The 24,368-nt window shown below is 67.8% G+C and carries 10 protein-coding genes; 3 read left to right on the top strand and 7 right to left on the bottom strand.

Going from position 1 to position 24,368, the window contains the following annotated elements:
• Positions 1-209 precede the first annotated feature (209 nt).
• Together ACIGXM_RS25450 and ACIGXM_RS25445 are read left to right on the top strand one after the other, a co-directional pair.
• Entirely contained in the window at positions 210-1,889 is a 1,680-nt protein-coding gene (locus ACIGXM_RS25450) for a DUF6119 family protein (RefSeq protein ID WP_396564629.1), read from the top strand.
• A 655-nt stretch (positions 1,890-2,544) separates the two neighbouring features.
• Complete coding sequence (locus tag ACIGXM_RS25445; RefSeq protein ID WP_396564627.1) at positions 2,545-3,438, top strand: PIN-like domain-containing protein; 894 nt, start codon at positions 2,545-2,547, stop codon at positions 3,436-3,438.
• Between the two features lie 36 nt (positions 3,439-3,474).
• Here ACIGXM_RS25445 and ACIGXM_RS25440 read toward each other — a convergent pair whose 3' ends face one another.
• On the bottom strand, positions 3,475-4,275 hold the full coding sequence (locus ACIGXM_RS25440; protein ID WP_396564625.1) for a trypsin-like peptidase domain-containing protein: 801 nt from the start codon (positions 4,273-4,275) through the stop codon (positions 3,475-3,477).
• Positions 4,276-4,387: 112 nt separating this feature from the next.
• Positions 4,388-5,074, bottom strand: coding sequence for a ribonuclease H (locus ACIGXM_RS25435; protein WP_396564623.1), 687 nt, complete (start codon positions 5,072-5,074; stop codon positions 4,388-4,390).
• Positions 5,075-5,203: 129 nt separating this feature from the next.
• Between ACIGXM_RS25435 and ACIGXM_RS25430 the strand changes: the two genes are divergently transcribed.
• Complete coding sequence (locus tag ACIGXM_RS25430) at positions 5,204-5,485, top strand: hypothetical protein (protein WP_396564622.1); 282 nt, start codon at positions 5,204-5,206, stop codon at positions 5,483-5,485.
• A 23-nt stretch (positions 5,486-5,508) separates the two neighbouring features.
• On the opposite strand, the gene ACIGXM_RS25425 is transcribed toward ACIGXM_RS25430, so the two are convergent.
• The 5 genes from ACIGXM_RS25425 to ACIGXM_RS25405 form a co-directional block, all read right to left on the bottom strand.
• Entirely contained in the window at positions 5,509-6,603 is a 1,095-nt protein-coding gene (locus tag ACIGXM_RS25425; protein WP_396564620.1) for a hypothetical protein, read from the bottom strand.
• A 75-nt stretch (positions 6,604-6,678) separates the two neighbouring features.
• Positions 6,679-8,997, bottom strand: coding sequence for a UvrD-helicase domain-containing protein (locus ACIGXM_RS25420; protein ID WP_396564618.1), 2,319 nt, complete (start codon positions 8,995-8,997; stop codon positions 6,679-6,681).
• On the bottom strand, positions 8,994-15,779 hold the full coding sequence (locus ACIGXM_RS25415) for a DEAD/DEAH box helicase (RefSeq protein ID WP_396564616.1): 6,786 nt from the start codon (positions 15,777-15,779) through the stop codon (positions 8,994-8,996). Before ACIGXM_RS25415 ends, ACIGXM_RS25420 begins: the two co-directional genes overlap by 4 nt.
• On the bottom strand, positions 15,776-21,175 hold the full coding sequence (locus ACIGXM_RS25410) for a hypothetical protein (RefSeq protein ID WP_396564615.1): 5,400 nt from the start codon (positions 21,173-21,175) through the stop codon (positions 15,776-15,778). The genes ACIGXM_RS25415 and ACIGXM_RS25410 overlap by 4 nt, the downstream gene beginning before the upstream one ends.
• Positions 21,175-24,195 (bottom strand): SNF2-related protein, encoded by a 3,021-nt coding sequence (locus tag ACIGXM_RS25405; protein WP_396564613.1) that lies wholly within the window; start codon positions 24,193-24,195, stop codon positions 21,175-21,177. The genes ACIGXM_RS25410 and ACIGXM_RS25405 overlap by 1 nt, the downstream gene beginning before the upstream one ends.
• Between the last annotated feature and the right edge of the window lie 173 nt (positions 24,196-24,368).

The following is a 24,368-nucleotide window of genomic DNA, read 5'->3' as shown; positions in this document are numbered from 1 at the left end:
TGTACCCCGTCCTCCTCATCACATCGATCGCCGGGCCGTACCCCTCAAGTCCTTACCTCAGCCATGGACGTGCGTGTCGGAAGCGGGGCACGTGGCATCACCTGGGTGTTGTCACCACAGCACCCACCCACGATCTCGTCCCCTGTCCACCCGTCTGGATTGGGCCGACCGCGCAAACACCAACTTTCCGAACAGAAGGAGCTGATCTGATGAGCAGCACAACGAAGAAGACGACGCCAACCCGTAAGACCTCGCTCTACCGGCTGCGGAGCAGCGGGACGGTCGGTGAGGGGGAGCTGAGGGCGATGGTCGTGCCCCGGTATCTGGAACGCGAGGGCTTCCACTGCCACGCGGTCGATCACGGCGTTCTCCAGGGACTGTTGGTGACCGGCACGATCGCTCCCGGACCGGCCGACTGGTGCGCTGCTCTGGCTTCGCTGAGCGGTCTCACCGTCCGTGAGGAGAACCGGACCTCGGCCGGACTTCTGCTCGTGCGCACCGACAGGGCGGTGTACGCGCTCAGCCATGGCATGGGTCACCTGATGATCGACCCTGCCCGGATCGATCCCGGCTTCGGTATCGAGTTCGCCGTACGCTGCCTTCACGAGGATCACGTCACCAAGGTCAGGCGCCAGGTCATGGACGCGCGCGGCCGGACCGACGAGAACTCGGCGACGGGTGGCGAGAACATCCGCGGCTTCGGCATCGAGGAGTTCGGGGAGATAGTCAGCCAGATCTCCGGTCAGATCAGCGAGGTCCCGCTCACCTTCACCAAGGACCAGTCCCGTTCCGCTCACATCACCGGGAACGACCGCTCGATCAAGATCCACCTCGGCGTCAACCCCGAAGACCTGCTGCGCGACCTGCACGCGATCGAGAAGGTCTGCGCACGGGCAGACCCGCTGCCGGAGTTCGAGTTCATAGCCCAGGTCCGTCCGCTGAGCGCCAAGTCCGAGCTGGCCCAAAGCCTGGACGCCAGCTTCGACGCCCTGCTCGGTATCGGTGACACCACGCGGATGGCACTCGCCGTCCCTAGCGAAAGCAAGGACCGCTTCGACTCCGCGGAATCCTTCAAGGTGACTCTCACCGGCACCTCGGGGACCCTCTCAGACCTCGACCTCAACCACCTCGTCGCCGCCGTGCGCCACCGGCCGCCCGGGAGCCGACTCAGAGCACTACGCGACGGACGCATCGAGATGTTCGCCGACACCGAAGGCAGCGACCGACTCAGCCGCAAGATACCCGCCGACCACTGGCTCACCGCCGAGGTTCCGCACGGAAGCGTCCACTACTTCTACTGGCAAGGCCAGTGGTACGAGATCGGCGCCGACTACCTCGCCGCCATCCGCCGGCGCGTCACCGAGCTCCTCGCTCGCCCCGCCACCGTCAGCCTGCCGCCCTGGACACCAACCGAGGAGCACGACGAGGACTGGTACAACAGGCAAGTCGCCAAGCAGGACGGCTACGTCCGCTTCGACCAGGACACCGTCCGGACCAAGCGCCTGCGAGGTGGCGGGCTGGAGATCTGCGACGTGCTCGGCCCTGACGGCCAACTCATTCACGTCAAGAAGGCCAAGGACACCGCACCACTCAACCACCTCTTCGCCCAGGGACGGGTCGCCGTCGAGACGGTACGCCACGACGAGGAAGCCCGGCAGAAGTTCCTCGCCAAACTCGACGCACACGCTCCGGACCATCCCGTCGACCGGTCCTTCGCCAGCCCGACCGTCGTCTTCGGCATCCTCCTCAAAGACGGCCAACCGATCACTGTGGACTCCCTCTTCGCCTTCGCCCAGGTCTCCCTCCTCCACACCGCTACCGCCCTCCAAGGGATGGGCGCCCGCGTAGAGGTCGTCTCCATTCACCGCGACGCACAGCACACCAGCTAACGCCGGCTCGGCCCGCGCCCGATCACCGCTGGCCTCGCCGACCACCTCGGCTGACGCGGAACGTACCGCGTTCTCCCGGTGATCCACGCGGCCGTCACCGTCCCGCCGCAGGCCCTGGCACTGCGTCATCCGTGGCCTACGGCAGCGCAAACCCGCCACTCCCCCAGCTACAACCCTGCGACGCGGGACGGCCTCCACCGGCACCGCTCCGGATCGACGCCGGACTCGAAGGCTTCCCAGCCTCCACTCCCGCTTCGACGAGCGGAGGCTGCCCCGGCTGGGCCCGGCGGGCGCACCCTCAGCACCTCCTGCCAGAGTCACTTCGCCGCCCTCGACCTCCAGCCGTGCACACGCCCCAGGCGCAGCGGGCGGCAGAGTCCCACTTGCCATGGTCACCGCCCAGTTTGCGGTCCGCCGGGACACCAGCTCCGGGTGCAAGGGTCGCTGTCCTTGAGACCGGAAGGGCCCGTCCGGACTCACCAACCTGTGCTGGCGGTCACCGCCCCCGATCAGGCGCTGTCACACCGGTACCCGATAGCCTCGTTCTCGTCACTAGGGGACGGGAGCGGCAGTGTCTGGCGCAGGGCAGGGAAATGGGCTGTTCGACGGCTTCGAAGGGTACCTGGCTCCGAGCGCGGATGAGTTCCGTCGGCTCATGTCCGAGGGGCTGGTCGTACTCGACACCAGCATCCTGCTGAGGATGTACCTGTACCGTCAGCAGACGCGCCAGGACCTCGTATCGGTGCTCAGCCGGATCAACGACCAGCTCTGGGTTCCCCATCAGGTCGTCGCCGGATTCTGGGCCAACCGCGAACCCGTGATGATGAACCGCCGTCGCGGCCTGGACGAAGTCTTGAAGACCCTGGAGAAGAAGGCTCAAGACAGCCTATATGCGGTGAAATCCTGGGCGCAGCAGAAGGGGATCGACGAAGCCTCCAGGGATGCCTTGACGAAGGACCTGAGTTCTGCGTACGCGGCTCTGGCTGAGGCTGTCGTCGAGCACTCGGCGGATGACGGACTCGATTTCTTTCACGCCGCCAAAGACGATCCGGTTATCCAAGCTCTGGGGCCGATGCTTTCCGGCCGGGTGGGAACCGAACTATCAGCTGCGGACCACGGAGTAGCGATCGAGGAGGCCGCGCGCCGCACTCAGGAGCAGATCCCTCCCGGCTACCTGGACCGTCACAAGTCCGGTCACGGAGCGGCCAGCGACTATGTGATGTGGGAGCAGATTCTGCGCGAGGCCCAGCACCGGAGTGTGGACGTGCTATTGGTCACCGGGGACCTCAAGGAAGACTGGTGGCGCCGGGTCCACGGGGAGCTCGTCGGGCCGCGGGTGGAGCTGTGCAGGGAGTTTCGGGAGCGAACCGGGCGGTCCTTCGCCATGGTTCAGCCAGACACTCTGCTCCGCGTAGGGCGGGAGATGCTGGGTATCCGGATCGATGAGTCTTCGGTGGAGCAAGCCGCCAGGCTCTTCGAGTGGCTGCCCACTACTCTTGTCGCTCCACCGTCCACCGGGGGATTCGCTCTGCCGGAGGCTGGGCAGTAGCGCGCAAGATCCGTCTCGTCCGAGCTCTGCACGTCCTCATCGCGAGGCCGGGCGGAGCGCGTTGTCTCCCTGGACGCCGTTCTCCAGGATCGTGCGAAGTACCGTGGCCTTCCAGACGTGGCCCAGATCCGATTCCTCGTTGATCCTTCCCGAATAGACGCCCAGCAGGTTGACCATCGCGGTGGAAGCCGTCACTGTCCCGCCATCCGCCATAGCCGTCGCCCCTCCAGGGGAGTATGCGATGACTGGCGAGCCGGACTGTCCGGGTCTGGTGCGCGAGTCGATCAGGAAGCAGGGCATGTCCTCGAAGTCCACCTCCAGTTCGGTGGCGATCCCGCCCTTGGTCCACACGGCCAGGGACCCACCACCTGCTACACCGAAGGGGAATCCGAGGATGTTGACCCAGTCGGACACTCCCGCCCTCAGCGTCTGCACGGTCATCTCGGTGGAGTAGGGCACTCGCGTCGTTCCCCCGGTTCGTGTCAAGGGCAGCGCGACCACGTCCACGCGACGCCCGAACACAGGGTGCTCAATCCACAACGGATCACCAGTCTCGCCGAGAAGCGGCTCGGAAATATCCGTCCAACGCATCACGTTGCTGGCCGTGCCTCGACCAGCATCCATCAGGTATCGCACCGCTACGGCATCGGGTGTCGCCGCCGACCGGTGAATCGGCTGGCCGCTGACCCGGTTCCGGCCAGACACGACGTGCCAGTTTGTGATGAGGAACTGCTTTCCGGCATGGGCGTACACAAAGCCGGTCGCCGTTCCGAGCGCATGGCCGTTGGCCGTCGGGGTGAGCATCAACGAGGCGGCCGAGAGCGGCGAGATGGGCACCTGGTCTCCATATTCTGGGGTTTGGTCGGGCACGGCGCACTGCAACCGACCGCCACCGAGCAGGTCAGCCGTCCGGTAGATCCTGCCGGAGCCCGGCGCCGCGCGCCCGTGTTCAGACGTGGGCGTCCGCGCACTGCGGGTGTCCCCAGCTGTTGCGCACCTTGGTGATCTTGTCGCCCTTGGCGTAGGGGCGGAGGCACGGGCAGGCGCCGGCGTAACGCTCGGACAGAGTCCGCGAGCCGCCCGAAAAACTCCGCTTCGTCAGGGACGAGGACGAGCGGCGTCCGCCACGCGATGAAGAGCTCGGAGCCGCTTCCAGTACAGAGAGGTTGGTAGCAGTCCCGCCGGCGTCCTGCTGGGTGCGGGCGGCGTCGCTGACGGCCTTGTCCACGATGGCGTTCAGTGGATCGCCGTTCACTTGGTGGGCGGGAACGTAGACGAAGGTGAGATCCCGCCCCTCCAGGATCGCGTCGATGCGCTGGATCAGCTCGCACTTGGCCACCGGCTTGCCTGCGGCGGTCTTCCAGCCGTTGCGCTTGCATCCTGTCAGCCACTTCGTCACCGCGTCACGGGTGTACATGCTGTCGAGGCGCACCTCCAGCGGCACGGCTGGATCCGTCGCAACCAGCAGCTGCTGCAACGCCGACAGCTCACCGACGTTGTTGGTGCCGTGCCCAAGTGCACCAGCCTGCCAGCGCGGCGGAACGCTGGCGCTGTCCGCGACCACGTAGGCCCAGGCCGCTGGGCCCGAGTTGCCCTTGACTGCTCCGTCACAAGCTGCGATGACTCGTTCGACCATGCACCGATCATGCAGGACCCAGGAAGCATGGACCACAACCGGGGTGGGAGGCCATCGGTCGCAACGGCTCGCTGCCAGTAGAGCCGGTATTCGGCGGCGCTCCGGGCGGGCGTCCACGACACTGGGTCGGTGATCGTCATACACCCCGTACTGGAGACCGGATCGCTCCCCGCCTTCGAGTTCTGGCCGGTCGCCGGACAACCGCCGTACCACCTCACCCCGCTGAACGGCACGCTGAGCGATGAGCAGGTCGACACGGCGATAGCCACCATGGCTGGCTACAACTCCAGCCGGGTTGACGACCGTCTGCCCGAGCCGGCCGACGTCTTCCTGAGCTCACTGCTGCACGCGGATAGGTTCGTAGCCCCTGGCGCGCTCGCGTCCAAGACACCGCCACCGGAACAACACTGACGCCCGGTTGCTGCTGCAGGCGATCAGGTTCCCTCGGGGCTGCGTCGTCCTTCCCACGTATAGCGCAGTTGGTACGTGTCGACGCCGCCGGTCGGCCGGGCCCGGTAGATGGTGATGGATGGGAAGAAATCGCGCTTGACTGAAATGGTGCGGGCGCGTTCGTCGTCTTCGACCTCGCTGATCCACTCCTCGATCTCGCGGGAGAGTTTGAACGTGAGGTGGTAGCCGGGGCCGCTTCCGACCGGGGCAACGTTCCACTCGGCGTCGGAGTTATGGCCGGTGCGCCAGAGGCGGACGAGGTGCGTCGGCTGGGCGTCAGCGTGCTGGAGGAACTGCGGGACGTCAGCGGTGACGAAGGGGATGATGAAGGGGGCTTCGGGAAACCCTAGGAGGAGTTCAGTGTCCAGCTTCTCGGTGAGCTTGCGGACGAAGCTCTGGACGATGGGAAGCGCGGCTGCTCGAAACTGGGGGGCGTTCGTGGAGATGTCGCTTGGTTCGGAGATGTCTGCGGTCTTGAGCTCGTTGCGCAGAACGGCCCGGAGCCAGTTGACCGGGAACTTCGTGATGCCGTTCTGGGTACTGACGGTATAGAGAAGGTCTGCTGCGGTTCCGATCCTGTCGCGTAGCCACTTGAAGGACTCGCCGGACAGGTCGACGAGGGATATCTGGTGGGCGAGTGCGAAGCGTTGGGCGTCCTTGGTGAAACCGCTGGTGGAGAAGAGCGCGTAGACGTAGTGGTAGCGGCGGCGTGGCCGGGCATTCCCGTGGTCGCTGCTGGCCGGCTTCCTCAGCTCGGGAATGGCGAAGTTCTGGTTGATGTCGTGAACGACGCCGTGGGCGTTGCGGACAATCGACAGGCCGCAGCGCTCGTTGTAGGACTTGGCCTCGAGAAACATCCGGACCGGCAGCGAGAACGCGGGAGTGAACGCGAATTGCCCGAGTACGTCAACCTGATGGCGGGCGCCACGTCCGCGGACGGCGAGTGAGCCGTCCTGGGACGTAGTCAGCTCGGCACGGTCGTCGCGCGTGTGAGCGAGGAGCCGGTAGCCGCTGTTGCGCAGCAGCCAGGCCAGGGCTTCTTCGAGGAGGTAGCCCTTGAGGTGCGCCTTCGTGAGCATGGTTCCCTTTGGTCAACTGCCTCGGGGTCACTACGCGTTGCTGTGACCCCGAGGCTGATGGGAGCGGATGGTAAGTCAGCTTGGCAAGAAGGGACTGCGCTTGTTGTGCCAGGAGATCGTGAGGGCGTCGCGGGCGCGGGTGGTGGCGACGAAGAGCAGGGCTCGGGACTTTCGTAGCTCCCGCTGGTAGCGGGTCGGATCGCTGTCGCGGTACTGCTCGATGGAAGCGCGAGGGAGGATGCCGTCGCTCGCGGCGGCGATGGCCAGCCTCTGGTACTCCAGGCCCTTGAAGCGGTGCATGGTGCCGACGTGGACTTCGCCGTCGCCTCGGGCGCCGTCCTTGGTAAGTTCGGCGCAGGTGATGTCTGCCTGGGTGGTGAGGTAGTACATGACCTCGTTGACCTTGTTGCGGTCGGCGACGCAGACGGCCATGAGGCCGCGGGCGTCGCGGGTGATGTTGCCGACCTCGTCGGTGGTGAGTTCGGTGCGCCAGGTACGCAGGGTGTCAGCGAGGGCTGCGAGTTCCTCGCTCCAGGTGGTGTGGCCGACCAGCTTGGGGTCGGGGCCGTGCAGGACGGAGCGGTAGCCGGCGAGGGTGTCGGTGCCGTCGTCGAGGTCGTCGAACTCCACGCTCTTGCCGCTGACAACGGTGATCGCCTTGGCGAGGATTTCTTTGGTGGTGCGGTAGCTGAGGGTAAGTCGGGCAGCGCGGCCCTTGATGTGGATACCGACGGCGCCGAGTGCCACCTGGTTGTCGTAGATGCGCTGGTGGGTGTCGCCAGCGATGAACAGGTCATCGGGGCCGGTGGCAACCATCGCGCGGAGCATCTTCCAGTGCGCGGGGCTCAGGTCCTGGGCCTCGTCGACGACGATGTGCTGGTAGCGGTGGCGCAGGTAGCGCATGGCGGAGTCGGTAGCGTCTCGATGGATCAGCTCTCGGCCGTCGACCTGTTCCTTGTGCTCAGCGCGAGCGCGGATCTTGTCAGCCCGTTCGATCTCGAAGCGGGCGGCGCGCTCGGCGGCTTGGCTCCAGGTCTCCATGTTCAGCTTGTCGAGGCGGGCGGTGAACTGCTCTAGGAGCTTCCATACCGCGGTCCGCTCGATCCGGCTCAGCGGTCGCCCACGTCCCGCCCGACGGGCCTGAAGGTACGCGGTGCGGGTGGGCACGGCCTGGCCGAGGACGACCTGCTCCCACTCCTCGAAGAGGAACTCGGGCTCCCAGGTGCGTTCGTCGAGCTCCAAGAGCAGGCCGCGCAGTTCCTTCACGGCGACCTGGTTGTCCACTCGGCTCTTGGAGCGCCCGGAGATGGCATTCTCGCCCAGCACGCGCGCGGTGAGCTGGTCGATGTGGGTGATCTCGACCCGGGCCAACAGCTCGGGCTCCATCAGGGAGGCGAGGCGGGCGCGAAGGTCGGTGGTGAGGTTCTTGGTGAATGTGGTGAGCAGGATCGGCTTGTTCTGACCGGGTGGGAGCTGCTTGGCCAGGTGCTGCACGCGGTGGAGGGCCACGATGGTCTTGCCGGTGCCGGGTCCGCCGGAGACCCGGGCGGACCCACTGTAGGTGCGGTTGACCAGGCGGGCCTGGGTAGGGTGGAGAAAGATCTTCCAGGCTCGGAAGTCGCCTTCCTCGATGACGGCGCGTAGGGCGTCATCAACCGTGGTGACGATGGTGCGTGCCAGCGCCGCAGTGAAGTCCTCCGGGTTGGGGCGTTCTTCAAGTTCGACCGCGCCGGTGATCTCCCGACGGACGTCGTCGAGCGGGAGTCCGGCCGCGAGGCCGTAGAGGACGTCCTTGGTCAGCAGTGGGGCACCGTCGACCAGTTGGTCGAGCTCGTCGCTGGTAGTGACCACGAGCGCGAGGTCTACCAGGGCCTCGGCCACGCCCAGCTCGCGCAGCAGCTCGGCGTCGTAGGCCGCCAGCAGCGGCGCGGCAGGCTCGGGTTCCTCGACAGGCGCCGACGGGGTGGGAGGGGCTAGCGGGGCGTCCTCGCCGGGTTCGGCGTCCGGCTCGGCGGGGGTGAGTTGGATTCCGGCGCGTCGAAGGGCGCTCTCGCCGACCACCGACAGGTCAACGAACTCGATCTCGCCCGTGACCCGGTTGACTGCCACGGACAGCTGCTCATAGACATCGCGGCGGTGGCGCACCGCGATCGCCAGCCAACTCTCCTCGCCATTCGCGCCGATACCGGTCTGAGTCAGCAGGACCCGGTACGAGGGGTCGATGCGGGCCGAATAGATCCGTCCGTCGCCTTTGAGCGGCTTCAGCCGCAAAGAGACATGCCAGGGGTCCTGGCGGAAGAGGTGGCTGAAGTCGTAGAACTTCGCCTTCACCTGACGATCGAGCTTGTACAGCTCCTGTTCGGCCTTCTGGTACAGGCTGAGCCGGGCGGTCATCGAAGGGAGCCTTCCACGTCGGGTGCTGCGCCGGCGGAGGGCGCGTCGGGGAGCAGGGCGGTCAGGGAGTCAAGGTGGTCGAGCCAGTCGGCGGCGGTCCGTACGATCCAGCCGTCTGCCCGGTACGCAGCATCGCGGCGCTCGGCCTCATCCTCAGCGTCGGGGGCGCCGTGTAGTGGGCTGGGGACAACAGCGATCTTGACACCGTCGCCCTGCCAGACGAAGTCGGCCGGCCAGCGGCTGCCGCCGAGCTCGAAGCCGAACACGGTGGGCGCCTTCTTGCCACGGTCGGCGATGCGAGTGGCGAGGGCGAGCAGGTCGGCTTCCTCCTGGGCGTCGATGTGCGGGAGGAAGTCCGTGTCCCAGGCATGGTCGCGCAGCAGCGCGATGACCTGCTCCTCAAAGGAGGAACTGGAGTCAGCCTCCGGGCTGGGCGTCGCCACGGCCTGGGCCGGCGGCTCGCCGTCCAGGGCGAGGTGCCCGACGGCAGAGAGCGACGGGAGTTCGCCAGCGCCTCCGCACACTGCGAGCGTGTCCAGCGGATAGCCGTGTACCCGACTGCTGGTCAGTTGTACGCCGTCCCCTCCCGCATAGGCAAGGAACTGGAGGAGGTTCGACCAGTACAGCCAGGCTCGCCACCGCAGCTTGTGCTCCTCGCTGGCCAGCATTGACGACTCGTCGTCCAGGCAGGCCAGCACGGTCCAGGCCGGGGCCTGCTGGTCGGCATCGCGCACCGCGAGCACCAGGGCGAGCCCGTGGTTGTCGGCGCTGCGAAGTACGTGTACCAGCCCCGTCTGTCCGTCGTCGTCCGGAGCCTGCCCGGACGCCTCGCCGAGCGCTGCGCGCAGCGTGGCCACGAGCTGGCCGCGTTGCGCGCTGGAGCCGGCCAGCGCGGTGGCCGGGTGTGCGGTCAGGCCGCTGACCATGGCGTTGACCCGACGTGCCCAGAGCTGGGGTGACGGGTCGCGCAGGTAGGCCAGCAGTGTGTCCATCGGGTTGGCAAACACCGCACCCGCCAGCTGCGGGCGGCTTCCACCCATCGCCTCGTACGCGCCCTTCGCGGCTTCCTGCGCCGCCCAGTCGTACGGCGGCCACACCGGTACCGCACGGGTGGGGCGGCTCTCGAAGAGGTCCAGGTCGTGCCAGGTCAGCTGGAAGACCATCGCGCCGTCCGCGCGCACCCGGTCGCGGCGAGCCCCGTCATCGGCCAGGCGGTTGCGATCGGGGGCGGCGTGGTTGCGCCGCCCGTCCAGGTACACCTTCACCCTGCCGGGCGGGCCGTCCACGCGGGTGAACGTGAAGTCGGTGCGGGTGCCGACGAGCCGTTCCTGCGCGGTGAGCCGCCAGTGCAGCCGCTCGCCTTCTGTACTGATCTTCAGGTGCCCGCTGGCGCGCCCGTCCTCGTCCAGCACGGCGTCCTGGCTGGCCACGCTCCACGTGCGCAGCGCGGCCAGGAAACGGGCTTCCAGGTCGGACTCGAGCTGGCGCTCCAGGCCGACCAGCCCGGTGGACGCCACCTTGGTGGTCTGCCAGGCGTCGTTGCCCTCCGCGTCGAACAGGAGAGACTCCAGCATCTCCAGGGCCTCGACGCGGGACACCTGGGCCTGGTGCCGCTCTGCGGTGTAGCGGTGCAGGCAGCGGTGGCAGGCCTTGCGGTGCTCCTCGTCCTTGCACGGGCACTCCACCAGCGCCTGATGGGCCTTCAACAGGGTGGCGCGGAACACCTTCGGGTCGGTGAGCCGGTGCAGGTAGCCGGTGCCACCGGGCAGGGAATCGAACAGAACCAGGTAGTGGCGCCGCTCCCCCGTGCCGGCGTCCGGCTTGGACGCCAGCGTGTGATCGAGATGCTGCGGGTCGCCGCCGAACTGCCGGTCCACCCCGAGCCGCAGCGCGGCCCGGAACGAGTGGATCTTCTCCTCGACCAGGACGGTCGCGGCTGGCAGCAGCACTCGAAGGGCCTCGGTGCGCAGCTCGTGCGCGAGCAGCACCGGCAGCTGCTCGGCCTCGCGCGGCTTGCCACGACGCACCGGGCACCAGGGCCGGTGGTGCTTCAGTCGCGGGTCACGGGCATCGGAGGCGCTGAGCGCGTCGGTGTCGTGGTCGAAGACCGGGCGGCCGTCGGCGGTGGCCGCACCACACCCGGTGCACACATGAAAGGGGTTCAGGCGAACCGTGTGCCCGGCGAAGGCGTCGGCGGCGGGGATGTCGAAGCGGGCCGGCCCAAGGTTGATCGTTCGGATCATGGCGGTGCGGCAGAAGTCCACGCCGAAGGTCTCCTTCGCGTGCCGCCACGAGCCACGCTCCAGAGCCTCCTCGGGGATGTCCACCGCGTGGACCATCTCGTAGAAACGCGGGTCACGCTCATCACGGTCGTCACGGATCCTCGCGTCCTCGCGCTTGTCCCGCGAGGTCACCAGGCGTGGCTGGACGACTCTGAACAAGCACGACCCGTCGTCCGCGATGGCAGTTGTGCGGCAGCGCGGGCACGGGTCACGATCGTCCTTGGCGCCTTCGGTTCGGACGAATCCACATTGCGGGCACACCCGCCAGACCTTCCAGCCCGGTTGTGAGGCAGTGCCGACATCCAGGCCCGTGATCTCGTGACGGTAGCCCTTGACGTAGAAGGTGTTGCCCGGCGCCATCTCCTGAAGTGCATAGCGCTGGGGGCGATCGTAGGTACGCAGCGCCGAGTCGTAGCGTGTCCGACCACCGGGGGCTTCCTCGCCCTCGGGCCAGTAGAGCGTGGCTTCCAGCACCGTGGAGGTGTCGACCAGTGCATAGTTGGGCAGCAGGCCAAGGTCGCACAGTGCGCTCTGCGCGGGTGTGTCATCCAGCAGGTGGCCTAGCTGGTGGCCCACGCCGCGCCGCTCCGCCTCGAGCTCCGCCTTCTGCCGGGCCTCCTCGGGATCCGATTCGTGCAACTCCCCCAGCGCGTCATTGATGTGACGGATGCGCGAGCGCAGCGACTCCTCCCTGGCCAGCCAGACTCGGCGTGCCTCGTCGACCGTGCTACGCAGACCGCCCGTGGCGTACTTACACAAGTCGGCTTTCGCCTGGTCGGACACACCGGTCGGGAAGAGCTCGAGGAATGCCTTCACACGTACCTCGCCCTGGCTGATCGCCAGTTCGACGAGGTCGGCCAGGTAGCCGTCCGGGCCGAACAGGCCCTTCACCTTGCGCGGCAGCCCCGGCAGTACCCGTCCCTGGCCGTCGACGAGGCGCCCGCGCGCGGCCAGGTCCAGCAGGTGCGCCAGGTACTGGCGCCGCAGGATCTCCACCGCCGACAAGTAGCAGCCTGGCGGCACGATCCGCCCCGCGATCATCTCCTTCGGCTGCTCCAGGAAGTACAGGTCGCGGTTGCGCTTCTCGGGGATCGTCAGCAGGAACGCGTTACCTGTCTGACGGCCGGCCCGGCCCACGCGCTGGGCGTAGTTCGCCGGCGTGCGCGGCAGCGAGGCCAGCACCACAGCCGAAAGGTCACCGATATCGATGCCCAACTCCAGCGTGGGCGTGCACGACAACACGTTCGGATCGTTGAACCCACGCTCTTTGCCCGTTCTGCGGAAGGCCGCCTCTACGGTCTCACGCTCCTGGCGGTCCAACAGCCCGGTGTGCTCGGCGGTGATCACCTGGTAAGTCCCCGCACGGTGATAGAGCCGACGGTAGTAGTCCTCCCGGAACTTGCGGTCCCGGGCGTGGACATTCGCCTCGCGTGCGTGCGTCCCTGCCACCAGCCGGCCCGTCGTGCACCGGTAGGACGGGCACGGCGCGTCATGCCACTGCTCCAGCAGCGAAGGGTGCACGGTCTGCTCCCAGAAACACACCGGACAGCGCACGTACGCGGTCTCGACATCGTTGTCGGAGAGCAGCAGCGCGTCTATCGCGCCCGGCTGCAGCCCGTAGATCCGCGTCGCTCCGTCCTTCGCTGTGCGCATCGACAGCAGCCCCGCCGAGTGCAGCGCGGGTAGCAGCCGCCCCCAGAACTCCGGCGACAGCTCGCGCGGCATTCCCAGGCAGCGCCCCGTCCACCGCTCGTGCCAGACCAGCCGGCCCGTGACGGGGTCGAACTCGCTGCCGTCCTTCTGCCCCGACATCAGGAACACCGGGGCACCGACCCCCTTGGGGAACGCCGGCATCCCTGCGGGCCGGCGGTTCCGGATGAAGTAGCGGCTGGTGCCCGTCTCGGCCAGGTACTTCTCCAGCCAGCGGTGCTTGATCGCGCCTCGCCACCGCAGCCGCTCCAGGAAAACCCGCAGGAACGCCAAGTACCGCGCATCGTCCACCGGCTCCAGCGCCTCGGCGCGCACGGTCTCCCGGTGCGCCTCGCGGACCAGCGCGACGGAGGCCGCCGGATCCGGGATCCGCACATGCGCTGCAGCGGTCCGGGTCAGCTCCAGGGTCCGGCCCTGCCGGGCCCGCAGTCCGAACTCCATCAGCGTCTGGAACGCCAGCCGCTCACCGATCAGCCGCCAGGTCGCCTGGTCTCCGCCCCGGGACTTGCCCGACAGCAGCCGCTCAACTCCCTTGAGGTCGTGCAGGTCCGGCGGCACCACCGCAGCCAGCGTCTTGGGGTTCGTGGTGTCCGCGATCACCTTCGCGATCAGCTCGTGCAGCGCCGTCGGCTCGGACTCGGACAGATGTGCGACCAGCAGGGCGCGCAGCGAGAAGGTGTAGGAGCGGTTCGCGACGAATCCGGCGCGGTGCGCGGCGTCCTGCACCGAGTCGTTGAACATCAGCGTCTTGCACTCGCCGAGATCGTCGTCCAGCTCACCACCGGTGAACAGCCGAGTGATCGAGGCCGCCGCCAACGAGGCCTGCCCGGTGCCCAGGTAGCGGATCGCGTTGCGCTCACCGCACTTGGGACACCAGTCCTCCTTCGCCGCGGTGTTGGCCGTCGCACCCCGGTTCACCCAGACGAACGCCGAGTCCGGAGTGCCCAGACGCGGCTCTCCCGACTCCGGGTCGAAGTCACCGATCGGGTTGGGCAGGCGCAGTCGGCGCTGCGTGCCGTCCAGCACCATCAGATCGCCGCCGACGCCGTGCAGTTGGCCCTGCCCGGCACCCTTCGAACCCTTGGTTCGCGCCGAAACGGCAACCTTCGCCTCGGGAGCCGCCTGCTTGGCCTCCGCATTCGTCGCGGCGATCAGGTTCCGCACCCGGATCTTGTCCTGCGTGGCAGAGGCCCGGCGAATCTTCGCCGGATTGACCTCCACCGCCAAGTCGTCGCTCTCTGGTGAGAACACCGCCCAGCCCGACCGCCCGCAGTCCCGGCAGTAGACCGCGGGCAGGAACAGGTTCGCGGCCTCCCCGCTGGTGGCCGTCGTCGCCGGCGCGTTGCGCGTCCGGTCCGAGCCGCTCTGCTGCGGCGCATCTCCCGCGTCCCACTGGAACTGCGCCTTCGGCCACGGCAGTACACCCCGAAGCAGCCGGGACACCGACCGCGCCCACTGATGCACCTCGACCTGCACCAGCGGCCGGGGAAGCTCGGGGGTGGAGTCCGGGTCCCGGGCTGCGGACAGCAGCGCGACGAACCGGGCCAACGCCTCGGCGGCCTGCTCCGGGCGCTGCGTGATCGCCTGCCCCCACGAGTACGCGCCCGCCCGCCACAGCACAGCGAGGATCTCGTCGGTGGACTTCAACTCCCCGCCCAAGGCGATCATCACGGCCTGGGTCAGGATGTGCTTCTTCAACTGAGCGCCGAGCTGGAAGACATCCAGCCCGCGCTCCCCGGTGACCGCCTCCGCCAGATCGCCGAGTGCCTCTTCACTCAGCGACGGATCGGGCATCGCGGCCAGCTGCTCCGGGGTGGGGACCGGCAGCAGTTCGATCGCGTCCGACGGAACGAACTCCTCCGCCGTCAGTCGACGCTCCCCGACCACCGCCTCCGACGTGAACGGCGTCCCGAACACCTCACTCGCGACCTGCAGGAGCTCCACCGCCCCGGCCTCATCGGTGCCGGACGCGAGCGTCGCCGAGGTCGCCACCGGGCAGATCCCACCCAGAGGCCGGCCCTTCTCCGAGACCCCGAGCGAAGACGCCAGGCGGCGCAGCAGCATCGCCACATCCGTGCCCTGCGCGCCGTCGAAGGTGTGGAACTCGTCCACCACGATGTAACGCACGTCCGCGTTCTCCCACAGCGGTGCGTCATCGCGGCGCTGGAGGAGGAGGTCGAGCATCTTGTAGTTGGTGATCAGGATGTCGGGAGGCGTGGTCTGCATCGCCGCCCGGTTCGTCTCCACCCGCTCGTAGCGAGTGGCGGCGACGTCCCCGATGTAGAGGCCAGCCGTCACCTGCGACAGCGCGTGATCATCCTTGCGAAGACGGTCGTTGATGCGCAGCGCCTGGTCCGTGGCCAGGGCGTTCATCGGGTACAGCAGCACGGCCTTGACGCCGGCCCGGCCGGCCGCCCGCTCACGGCGACAGTGGTCCAGGACCGGGATGAGGAATGACTCCGTCTTACCGGAACCGGTGCCGGTGGTCACGAGGGTCGGCTCCGGGGTGTGACCGTGTGCCGACGAGAGGCGAGCGAAGGCGCGAGCCTGGTGGGCGTACGGCGTCCAGCCGCCGGAGGGGGCCCACTCCAGTGTCTGCCGCCAGTCGGCGCCCGCCTGGATGAACGGCGTGCGAATCCGCAGGAACGGCCCGCGGAACATCCCTGACGTCTCGTCACCCAGAAAGCCGTGGAGCGCCAACCGCGCACCCTCGTCGGTGAGCGCGTAGGTGGTCGAGAGGTACTGCAGCAGGCTCTCCTTGAGCGCCCGCGCCTCCAACGTCGGCCTCATGAACGCGACACCTCCTGCTTGATCGGATCCCACTCGCCGCAGGCGACAGCCTCGTCCAAGCGGGCCTGGAAGACGGCGTGCGCCTCGCGCATCTCGCTCTCGCGGTCGGCCTTGTGGAAAGGGGCGGTGTAGCCGGTGGGGACGGGGGCGGTGGCGGGATCGGCCTGGAACGACACGAGCTGTGTGAAGCTCTCCTTGCTCTGGCGCTGGCCGGCAGTACGGGCGTTGCCTGCCAGCTTCCAGCCCTTTGCGTCGAACCAGGTCACGGCCTCGTACTTCTGCAGGACGGGGAATCGTCCACGGTAGGCCGCGATCAGGGCATCGGCGTCCATGCCGAGCCAGACCGCAACGAGGGCGTCGATCTCCACCAGAGCGGCTCGGCGGGCGCGTTCGGAGCGTAGTGGGGTGTCGGAACGCCAGTGCGGCGTGACCTCATGCAGCGGCTGGAGACCTGGCCAGGCGCAGGCCCACGGTTCGTACGTCGGCCAAGTGTGGTCGTACAGCTCGGACCACAGGCCCGCGTAAGCGCGGGTGAGACAGTTCAGTCGGAGAGCACGCAAGAGCAGGGCGGAGGCGAGCGGATGGTTAAGAGAAGGAGCTGGCATGGCCTTGGCACCCGCGATCCTCAGATCACCTCGGCCTGTTGCCCGGAGGAAGTAGTCCAGAGGCAACGCGGCCCAAAATCCGGCTACCAGGGCGGTCAGTCGCTTGTCCGGCATCGCAAGACTGTGGATCGCGTCGACGTGTGCCGTGCCCGGCGGCACCAGGGCTGCATACAGGGCCCGCTCCGTGTTCGGGGCGACCTGACGGCGCCAGGCCAAACGGTGGAAGATCGCGTATCGTCTACGGGATCGGGCGACGAGCACAGCGTCGATCTCCTCGGGTGTGACCTCGCCCTCTGAGATCTGCTCGCGGCTAGCGATATAGGAACGGGCACAAGCCAAGGCCGCATCATCCGCACGCAGGCGGACAAGTTCCCGGTAGTCAATCCAGCGGTCCTGGGCGGCCAGGTACTCCTGGTTCTTCCCCTTCACACGCACGTATGCGGTGTCGGGTACATAGTCGTCCGCGAGAGAGACGAGATCAGCGCCATACGGGTCGTTACTGTTGGCGTCATGGCGTTTGAAGACCGGTGTGGCAACGCTCAGTTGGGTACCCTTGAGGATCACCTGGCGCCAGCGGTCCGGTTGGTGTTCCGCTTTCCGTGGGCCATCCATGCGGTTGTAGTCGATCACCCCCGCATCCTTCGTACCGCTCTCGTGGTAGCCGGGTGAGATCTGCGGCAGGAGAGCAGCCAGGCGTGACGGGTAGTCGGCCAACGCCTCGATGGCGGCAGCCTCCGCTGTGCTTACTGGAAACAGCAGGCGGGCTTGCTCCACCGGCTGTCCCTCCTCGTCCAGTAGTCGCTGCCAGACGGCCAGCAGCTCACGGTCGACTTGGATGACACGAGTCCGATGCGGTCGCTCATCGAACTCCCCGTTGCGATAACGGATTCCGGGCACGTCACCAGAGCCATCGTGGCTCGCCGAGAACCTCAGCGCGTCCACCGAGACCAGCCAGGAGAGGTGGCTGAAGTCGATCTCACCCTCACCTCCATAGACGTGGACACCAAAATGAGACGTATCTCCAACGGGCCTCGGGAAAAACCTCTGACCGGAGTTGACAAAGTCACCGTGGACGCGCAGCCGCCGATAGGCTGCTTCCCGGATCTCTCCTTCCCTCTCGCCCGTGAAATGCGTGTCTGGGTGGACCAGCCCAGCTGTGCCATACGCCGCGCTGTGAGCCCAAACCTGACACATGAACGCCCGGTACAAATCCGGCTGGGTACCCGCCAACAGCGGATAGACCTGCTCCGAGCCGAACAGCGAGACTTGGGCGCTGGTGGTCGTCATCTCACCAAGCACATACCGTTGAGAGCTGGGCGAACGCAGCAGTTCCGCCTTACGTCGCTGCTTCTCCGCGACTGATGCCTTCTCCGTGAGCATGAACCACGGCTCGTGCTCCGCCAGCACCGCCGGCTCGTCCCAACGCGGCCGCACCCACGGCGGATTCCCCACCTGCAGGTCGAAACCCCCGTGGCGAGCAAACACCAGCCCGAAGTCCAACTCCCAGTGCAGAAAGCCCTGCTCCTCCGCAATGCGCTGGGCAACTCCCAACCACGGGAACCGCTCGTCCAACTTCGACACCGAGTCCATGCCCATGAACGGCGGCAGCCCGTCCTCGTACGCCTCGATGGCGTCGAGCGAGCCGAGGTCGGCGATGAACGAGTCCGTCGGGGCGTCGTACGTCCCCAGCATCGCCTCGGCGAAGTCGAGCCAGTCCGCGAGGTCCTTGAGCGCGATGACCCGTCGGCGGGTCGGAGGCTGGCGACGCCTGGGCCCTGTGGGCGCCTTCTTCGACTGAGTCTCCGGCGCCGGCCCCGCCTCGCTCAAGGCCGGAAGCAAGGATGCCTGCTCGCCGTCCAGGCTGAACAGGGATGCCTGCTCGAGGACGGCGAACACAGCTGCGGGGGCAGGTTCCGGCTCCGGCAGACCGACCTGCGGGAGCCCGGCCAGGGCCGCCTTCGCGAGGTCCGCGTCCTCCGTCGCGTACACAGCCGCACTGCCGTCCAGTAGCCCGGTCTCCTGCAGCGGCCAGAACCACAGCGCGCACCACGTGTCCATCAGGGTCTTGAGCCGCCAGTACGGCGCCCCCGGGGTCTCGAACAGGTCGCGGTACACCTTCTCCTTCGCGACCGCGCCCTCGGGACGGCGGAGAAAAGCGTACTCGTCCTGCTCCTCACCATCCGCGGCGCGAGCCCCCCACACGTCTATGGCACGGGAGATCTCCTTCTCGGAGATCTCCATGCGCCGAACCACCAGCTCCCAGAGGAACTCGGCGCGTCGGGCCACCGCCTGAAGCCGCTTCAGCTGCGAAGCTTGTCCACGCGGCGCCTTGGTGTTCGGCGGCTTCAGTACGCCCTTGCGCCAGGCCGCCAGTTGCAGCTTCTGTCCTGGTGCGAGCGATGCTGCTTCCTTCTCACTCGCTACCGCGGCCCAACCCACCGCCGGCAACAGGAACTGGTGTACCGCGCCCTCAGGTAGCTCCTGCCGTTGACCATCCTTCAGAAACGCCAGCACCGTCGGCGCCAGCGTGCCCTTGGCCTTGAGCCAGAGCTTCTCCTTGCTCGCGAGTTCCTCGCCGCTGTACACCGCCCGCCGCCCGCCGACGAGCGAGTTGCCACGCCGCAAATGCAGCCCGAACCAGGGTGCCCGCATGCCCGGGTGCATGGTGTTGAGCCACAGGGACACCTCGGCGAGCTCGACACCTGTCGCGTTCAGGTCGACGCCGTAGGCGTTGTGCAGCGCGATGTACGCCTTGACCTTCTGCTCTTCCGTCAGCGCCCGGCTGGTGGGGATGGTGGTCCCCAACTCGTCCTGGCGCCGGCGCAGGTACTCCTTCGCGACCTGGTTGATCGCCTCGTTAAGGAACGCCCCCGAGCCCAGTGCCGGCTCGCAGATCTTGTATTTGAGCAGTTCGGACGCCCGCGTGCGGATCGAGTTGCCGTCCGCGTCCTTCTCCTGGTCCAGCCGGTGCTTGAGCGTCAGCTCGACGGTGACCTTGGTCAGCGATTCCGGCGTGTAGTACGAGGCTGTGGTCTGCCGGTCCCGCCCGGCAAGCCGGTACACGAAGGAGCCCGGCGCGTACTTCTTGCGTCCGCGCAACCCCTTTCGGGCGTCGTGCTCGTCGTACTGGACGAAGACGTCGTCAGGGTACTGGTCCTGCCGACTGGCGGGGATCATCCAGGAGCCGTCCTTCGGGTCGCCGCCCTTGGCGACCTCGCACAGCTCCTCCTCCGCGATGAAGCCGGTGTAGGACATCAGACCCTCGTACACCGCGCCGAGCTGGTTGATGCCGAGGTTGCGGTAGGAGATGAAACCGCCGCGCTCGCCCCTCTTGGCGTCCTTCATGGTCAGCAGCCGCAGCACCTCGTGCAACGCCGCATTGCGCATCCGCAAGTCGAGCCAGGCCGGCTCGTCCTCATCCGCGCGCGGGTCCTGGGTGCCGCGCCCGATCAGCTTCACCGACTTGGGCTCGAACAGCTCGCTGCGCAGCGGCTCGAAGCGCAGGCCACGGTCCTCGCTGCGTCGATCCCGCTTCTCCTTCTTCGTGTCCTCGTCGTCCCCGGGGAGTTCGTCGTCCGGCTCGCTGCCGTAGGGGCGGTGGCCGTAGTTGACCTTGGCGAAAAGCACGGCGAGGGACTCGTGCAGGTGGAAGCCGACTCGGGCTGTGGGCTCGACGAGCTGTTCGTCGCGGGCGACGAGTTCGCGCAGTCGGGCCATGGAGTAGCCGGCTTCATAGCTGCCGTCGTCGGCGGGGAGGATGCCCAGTTCGGGGCGGGCTTCGGCATACAGCAGGAACAGGATCCGGTACAGGTAGCGCAGGCACTCGCGGGTCAGTTGCTTGGCGAACGGCGTCCTGCCGTCATCGATGTCGCTCGGCGCCAGACCGGTGGTGGCGAGCCGGTCCAGGACCTCCTGGGCGATGATCTCCACGGAGCGCTGGAGGCCACTGCGCAGCTCCCCGCTGACGCCGACCGCGTTGGTGCTGGACGCCTTGAGGAGCTCGTCCAGCAACGGGTTCGCGCTGTTCTCGCCCGGCCGCAGCATCTCTTGGCTGAATAGGGCGGCGATGGTGGCGAGTTCACCGCCCTGCCTGCGGTCGTTGCGCTCCAGCGCCGCGTCCAGGTTGACGGCGAGGTATCGGCCCTCGCCCCAGCTGTTGCGGTCGGCCAGCACCAGGACGCCACCGACGAGGAGCAGTACGAAGCGCGGCGGCGTGCCGTCCGCGCCACCCAGGTTGCTCGCAAAGAGCCAGGAGGCTAGCGCAGCACCGTCGTTGTAGCTCTCGGCGGCGCTGACCCGCAGCGGGTGGAGCAGCCGCCCGGAGCCGCCCGCGTCAAGCGCGGCGTCGTTCTCCGCTGCCCAGCCGCAGTCCAGCGCGACGACACCGTGCCCGTGGTAGGCGACCTGTACCGCGTGCTCGCGTCCGGCGCGGTGCACGGTCAGCTCGCCGGGCCCGGCGTCGTCGAACCCGAGGGCGTACAGCACCTGCTGGTGCCACTCCCCGAGCCGCTTGGTCCACTCCTCATTGCCGTGGGTCCGGCGGGAGTACTTGTCCTCGGCGTCCGCACGGTCGGCCTCGGCGAAGAAGCCGCGTAGCTCGTCGCTGAAGTACGGCGTGCGAAGGGTCCGGATCCGCTCGCGCGGTGTGGTGCGCTTGTCGTTCTCGTCGCCCTCGCGCAGCGTCCAGGTGTCGAGTACGTGCTTCTTCAGGTCGGCGGCGAGCTGTTCGGCGAAGTAGTGCGCTGCGAAGTACTCGCCGCGGTTGCTGAAGGAGTCGAAGTCGGTGCTCATCAGTGCGAGTTCTCCAGGACGGCGAGCAGGCGCAGCATGGGGGCGCCGGAGGTCTCCAGGGACTTGACCAGCTTGAAGCGGTCGCTGGCTGTGCGCGCCACCTGGTGCTTGTCGGGGCGGGTGCCGGCGAACAGGGCTTCCTGCTTCCAGTGGGTCAGCCGCTTGCGGTAGGGCTCCAGGGTGGCCTCGACCTGTCGGCGGTAGTCGTCCTCACGAGCTGTCAGATGCTCAGTCGCGGCGTCGATCGCGGCGGGAACGAGGGCCTGCAGGGCGGGCAGGTCGCGCGGGGTGGCGCGGCCGGGCATCTGCGGGCCGACCCCGACCCGGGCGAGGAACGCGTTGTCCATCGTCTCGACGACCGGCTCGCCGGGTAGGCCGTGGACGGCCATCCACTCCACCACGGTGGGACGCCCGAAGGCGTTGGAGTGGATGCCCTGGACGAGGAAGGTCGGAAGCGCGACGTTGGCGGCGAGCACCGGCGCCTCGTGGCGGCCGATCTCGACCAGGACCTTGTCGGTGAGCCAGTCGATGACGGGGTGGATGTCCGTCAGAAAGGACACGTTGGGCCACAGGGTGTCCGAGGAGTCACGAGCGACCTGCAGGCGCTTGCCCGCCAGTTCCTTGGAGAACGTCACCCGCAGGCGACCTGGGCCCTTCTTGCTGCCCAGGATGTGCTGCTCGTCCAGGTAGGACTTGGGCAGCGCGCGGAACCGGTAGGCGAGATCGCGCGGCGGCTCGAAGGCGATCGTGCCGTCCGGGTCGCGGCGCAGTGTCAGCTCGTCCTCGGGGTTGGTGCGGCAGACCTGCCGCAGGGCCGCCTCGAAGTACTCCGCCGTGTCGGCGAAGAGCCGCGGAACACGGGCACGGGGCACCGCACGGTGGGTTGGAGTTGCGCCGACCTGGGCCAGCAGTCCGGCGAGCATCCCACCGCCGCTCTGCCGGGAGGTCTTGATCGACTCCTCGACGGTGCGGCCGGCGATCAAGTCCTTGGTGAGCCGGTTCTCCTCCTCCTGCGCGCGGTAGATGCCGGTGACGGCCTCGGCCGAACCCTCGATCTTGTGGGCCTCCTCCTCGCGCTTGAGGAGCTTCTCACCGACCAGCCTGTCGTCCAGGGTGCGCGGCTCGCCGGTGACCGGATCGGTGCGCCAGGGCAGGTCGCTGGTCAGCACCAAGGCCCGGAACTGCGGGCGCCGGGTCTGGCCATAACGGTCGATTCGGCCGTTGCGCTGCTCGATGCGGATCAGCGACCACGGCAGGTCGTAGTGGATCAGCAGGTGGCACTGCTGATGGAGGTTGACGCCTTCGGAAGCGACGTCGCCGGTGAACAGCAGCCGGACCGGGTCGTCGCGCAGCCCGAACTTCTCGATCAGGCGCATCTGCTCCTGGTCGGTGGTGGCCTCGCCGTGCATGACCTGGACCGCGCCGGTCCCGCCGTGTCCGTGGCCGTAGGCGAGCCAGGGCTTCTTGTTATCGGTGCCGGGGCCCTTGGTGAAGCCGAGCGCCGCCGGCACCGCCTCGGCGAGCCACTTCAGGGTGGGCACGCGCTCGGAGAACACCACGACGCGTACGTCCGAGCCGGGCCCGACCCCCAGGTCGCGCAGCTCGGTGACCAGGGCCTGGAACTTCGCGGAGTCGTCGTGACCGATCCGACGCGCCAGCTGCTCGAGGTCGGTGAGCGCAGCGAGTTCGCTCGCGGCCTCCTCGTCCGTGCGCCTGCGGCGCTGTGCGCGAGCCGGGTCCTTCGCCGCCTTCGCCAGGTCCGTGCGTTCGGTCAGGGACTTCTTGCGGGTGGCGATGGTCTGCAGCAGTGCGTGATGGGAGGAAAGGAACGACTTCAGCAGGTTGTAGGCGTCCAGCTGACTCCAGGCCACCGAGTCGGCCGGCTCGTCACCGGGGATCCAGCGCGTGGCCAGCTCCTTGAAGACCGCGAGCTCGGCGTCGCTCGCCGGGGCGTGCACCGGGACGGAGGGACCGCGATCGGCCCAGGCGCCCTTGAGCGAGTCGCGGACCTCGGGTGTGGTCTTGGTGCGGCGGATATAGAGGTGTTCGAGGTCGGATACCTCGTACTTGCCCGGGTCGGCGATGGCCGCCGGATCGAGCAGCGTGATCAGCTCTGCGAAGGATTTGGCGTCACCGTTGTGGGGAGTCGCCGAGGCCAGTAGCAGCGCGTCCGTCTGGTGCGCGAGCAGCTTGGCCAGGGCGTTGGTGTCCGTGCCGCGGTTGACCAGTCGGTGCGACTCGTCGATGACCACCGCGTCCCACTTGGTCTTCTCCAGGTGGTGGGCGTACTGGCCCTCACGCTTCAGGGTGTCGACCGAGACGATCACTCGCTTGAAATACGCGAACGGGTTCCGCCCGGACGGGATCTCCTGCTGGATCCGCTGGATGCCGGTGGAGTCCAGCCGCACCAGCGGGATCGCGAAACGCGTCCACAGTTCGCGCTGGAACTGCTCCAGCACGTGCTGCGGCGTGACCACCAGGATCCGTTCTCCCCGGCCGCGCCGGATCAGCTCCGCCAGCAGGATCCCGATCTCCAACGTCTTGCCTAGGCCGACGACGTCCGCGATCAGCAGCCTCGGCTGCGGATTGGTCATCGAGAGGGCGAGCTCGGCCGGGCGCAGCTGGTGGGTCTGCGCGTCCATCAGGAAGTTGTCGGCGAGTGCCAGGCCGTGCTCGGTCTGTGGCAGGAACGACTTGCGGACCACGGCCTCCAGATACAGCCGGCCCCGGCGATGGTTGGGCGAATCGTCCGCCACGAGCGTGGTCTCGCGCGGGTCAAGGACCTGGATCTCGTCCAGCCGGCTGTAGAACACCGCGTCCGTACCCCGCACGAACGATGACACCCCGGTGACCTCGACCATCCAGCCGTCGTGCTCGGTCGGGTCGACCTTGCGCACCAGCCACTGCTCGTCCCGCACCAGCACCTGCGCCCCAGCAGCGAACCCCGGCCCAGCAGCTCCCCGCAGGGGCATGGCGTCCAGGGCGAGTTCCGGAGCCCAGGCGCTCCAGTCGGTTGGCACTGACCCGGTTCCCGCCCCATCACCGGATCCTGCCTCGACCGCCACTCCGTACTCCTGCTCACTTGCCGCCATTACCGCCCCACCTTGATCACTCCATGTGCGCGACCAGTCTCAGCCAGGCCCTCACAGGCATCCAACCAGGCTCGCACCCACCACCGACACCGGCTCCCCAC

The sequence above is a fragment of the Kitasatospora sp. NPDC052896 genome (assembly GCF_044547075.1).
GTDB lineage: Bacteria > Actinomycetota > Actinomycetes > Streptomycetales > Streptomycetaceae > Kitasatospora.
The sequence above is the reverse complement of the archived record's forward strand: the minus strand, read 5'-3'. Positions and strand labels throughout refer to the sequence as shown.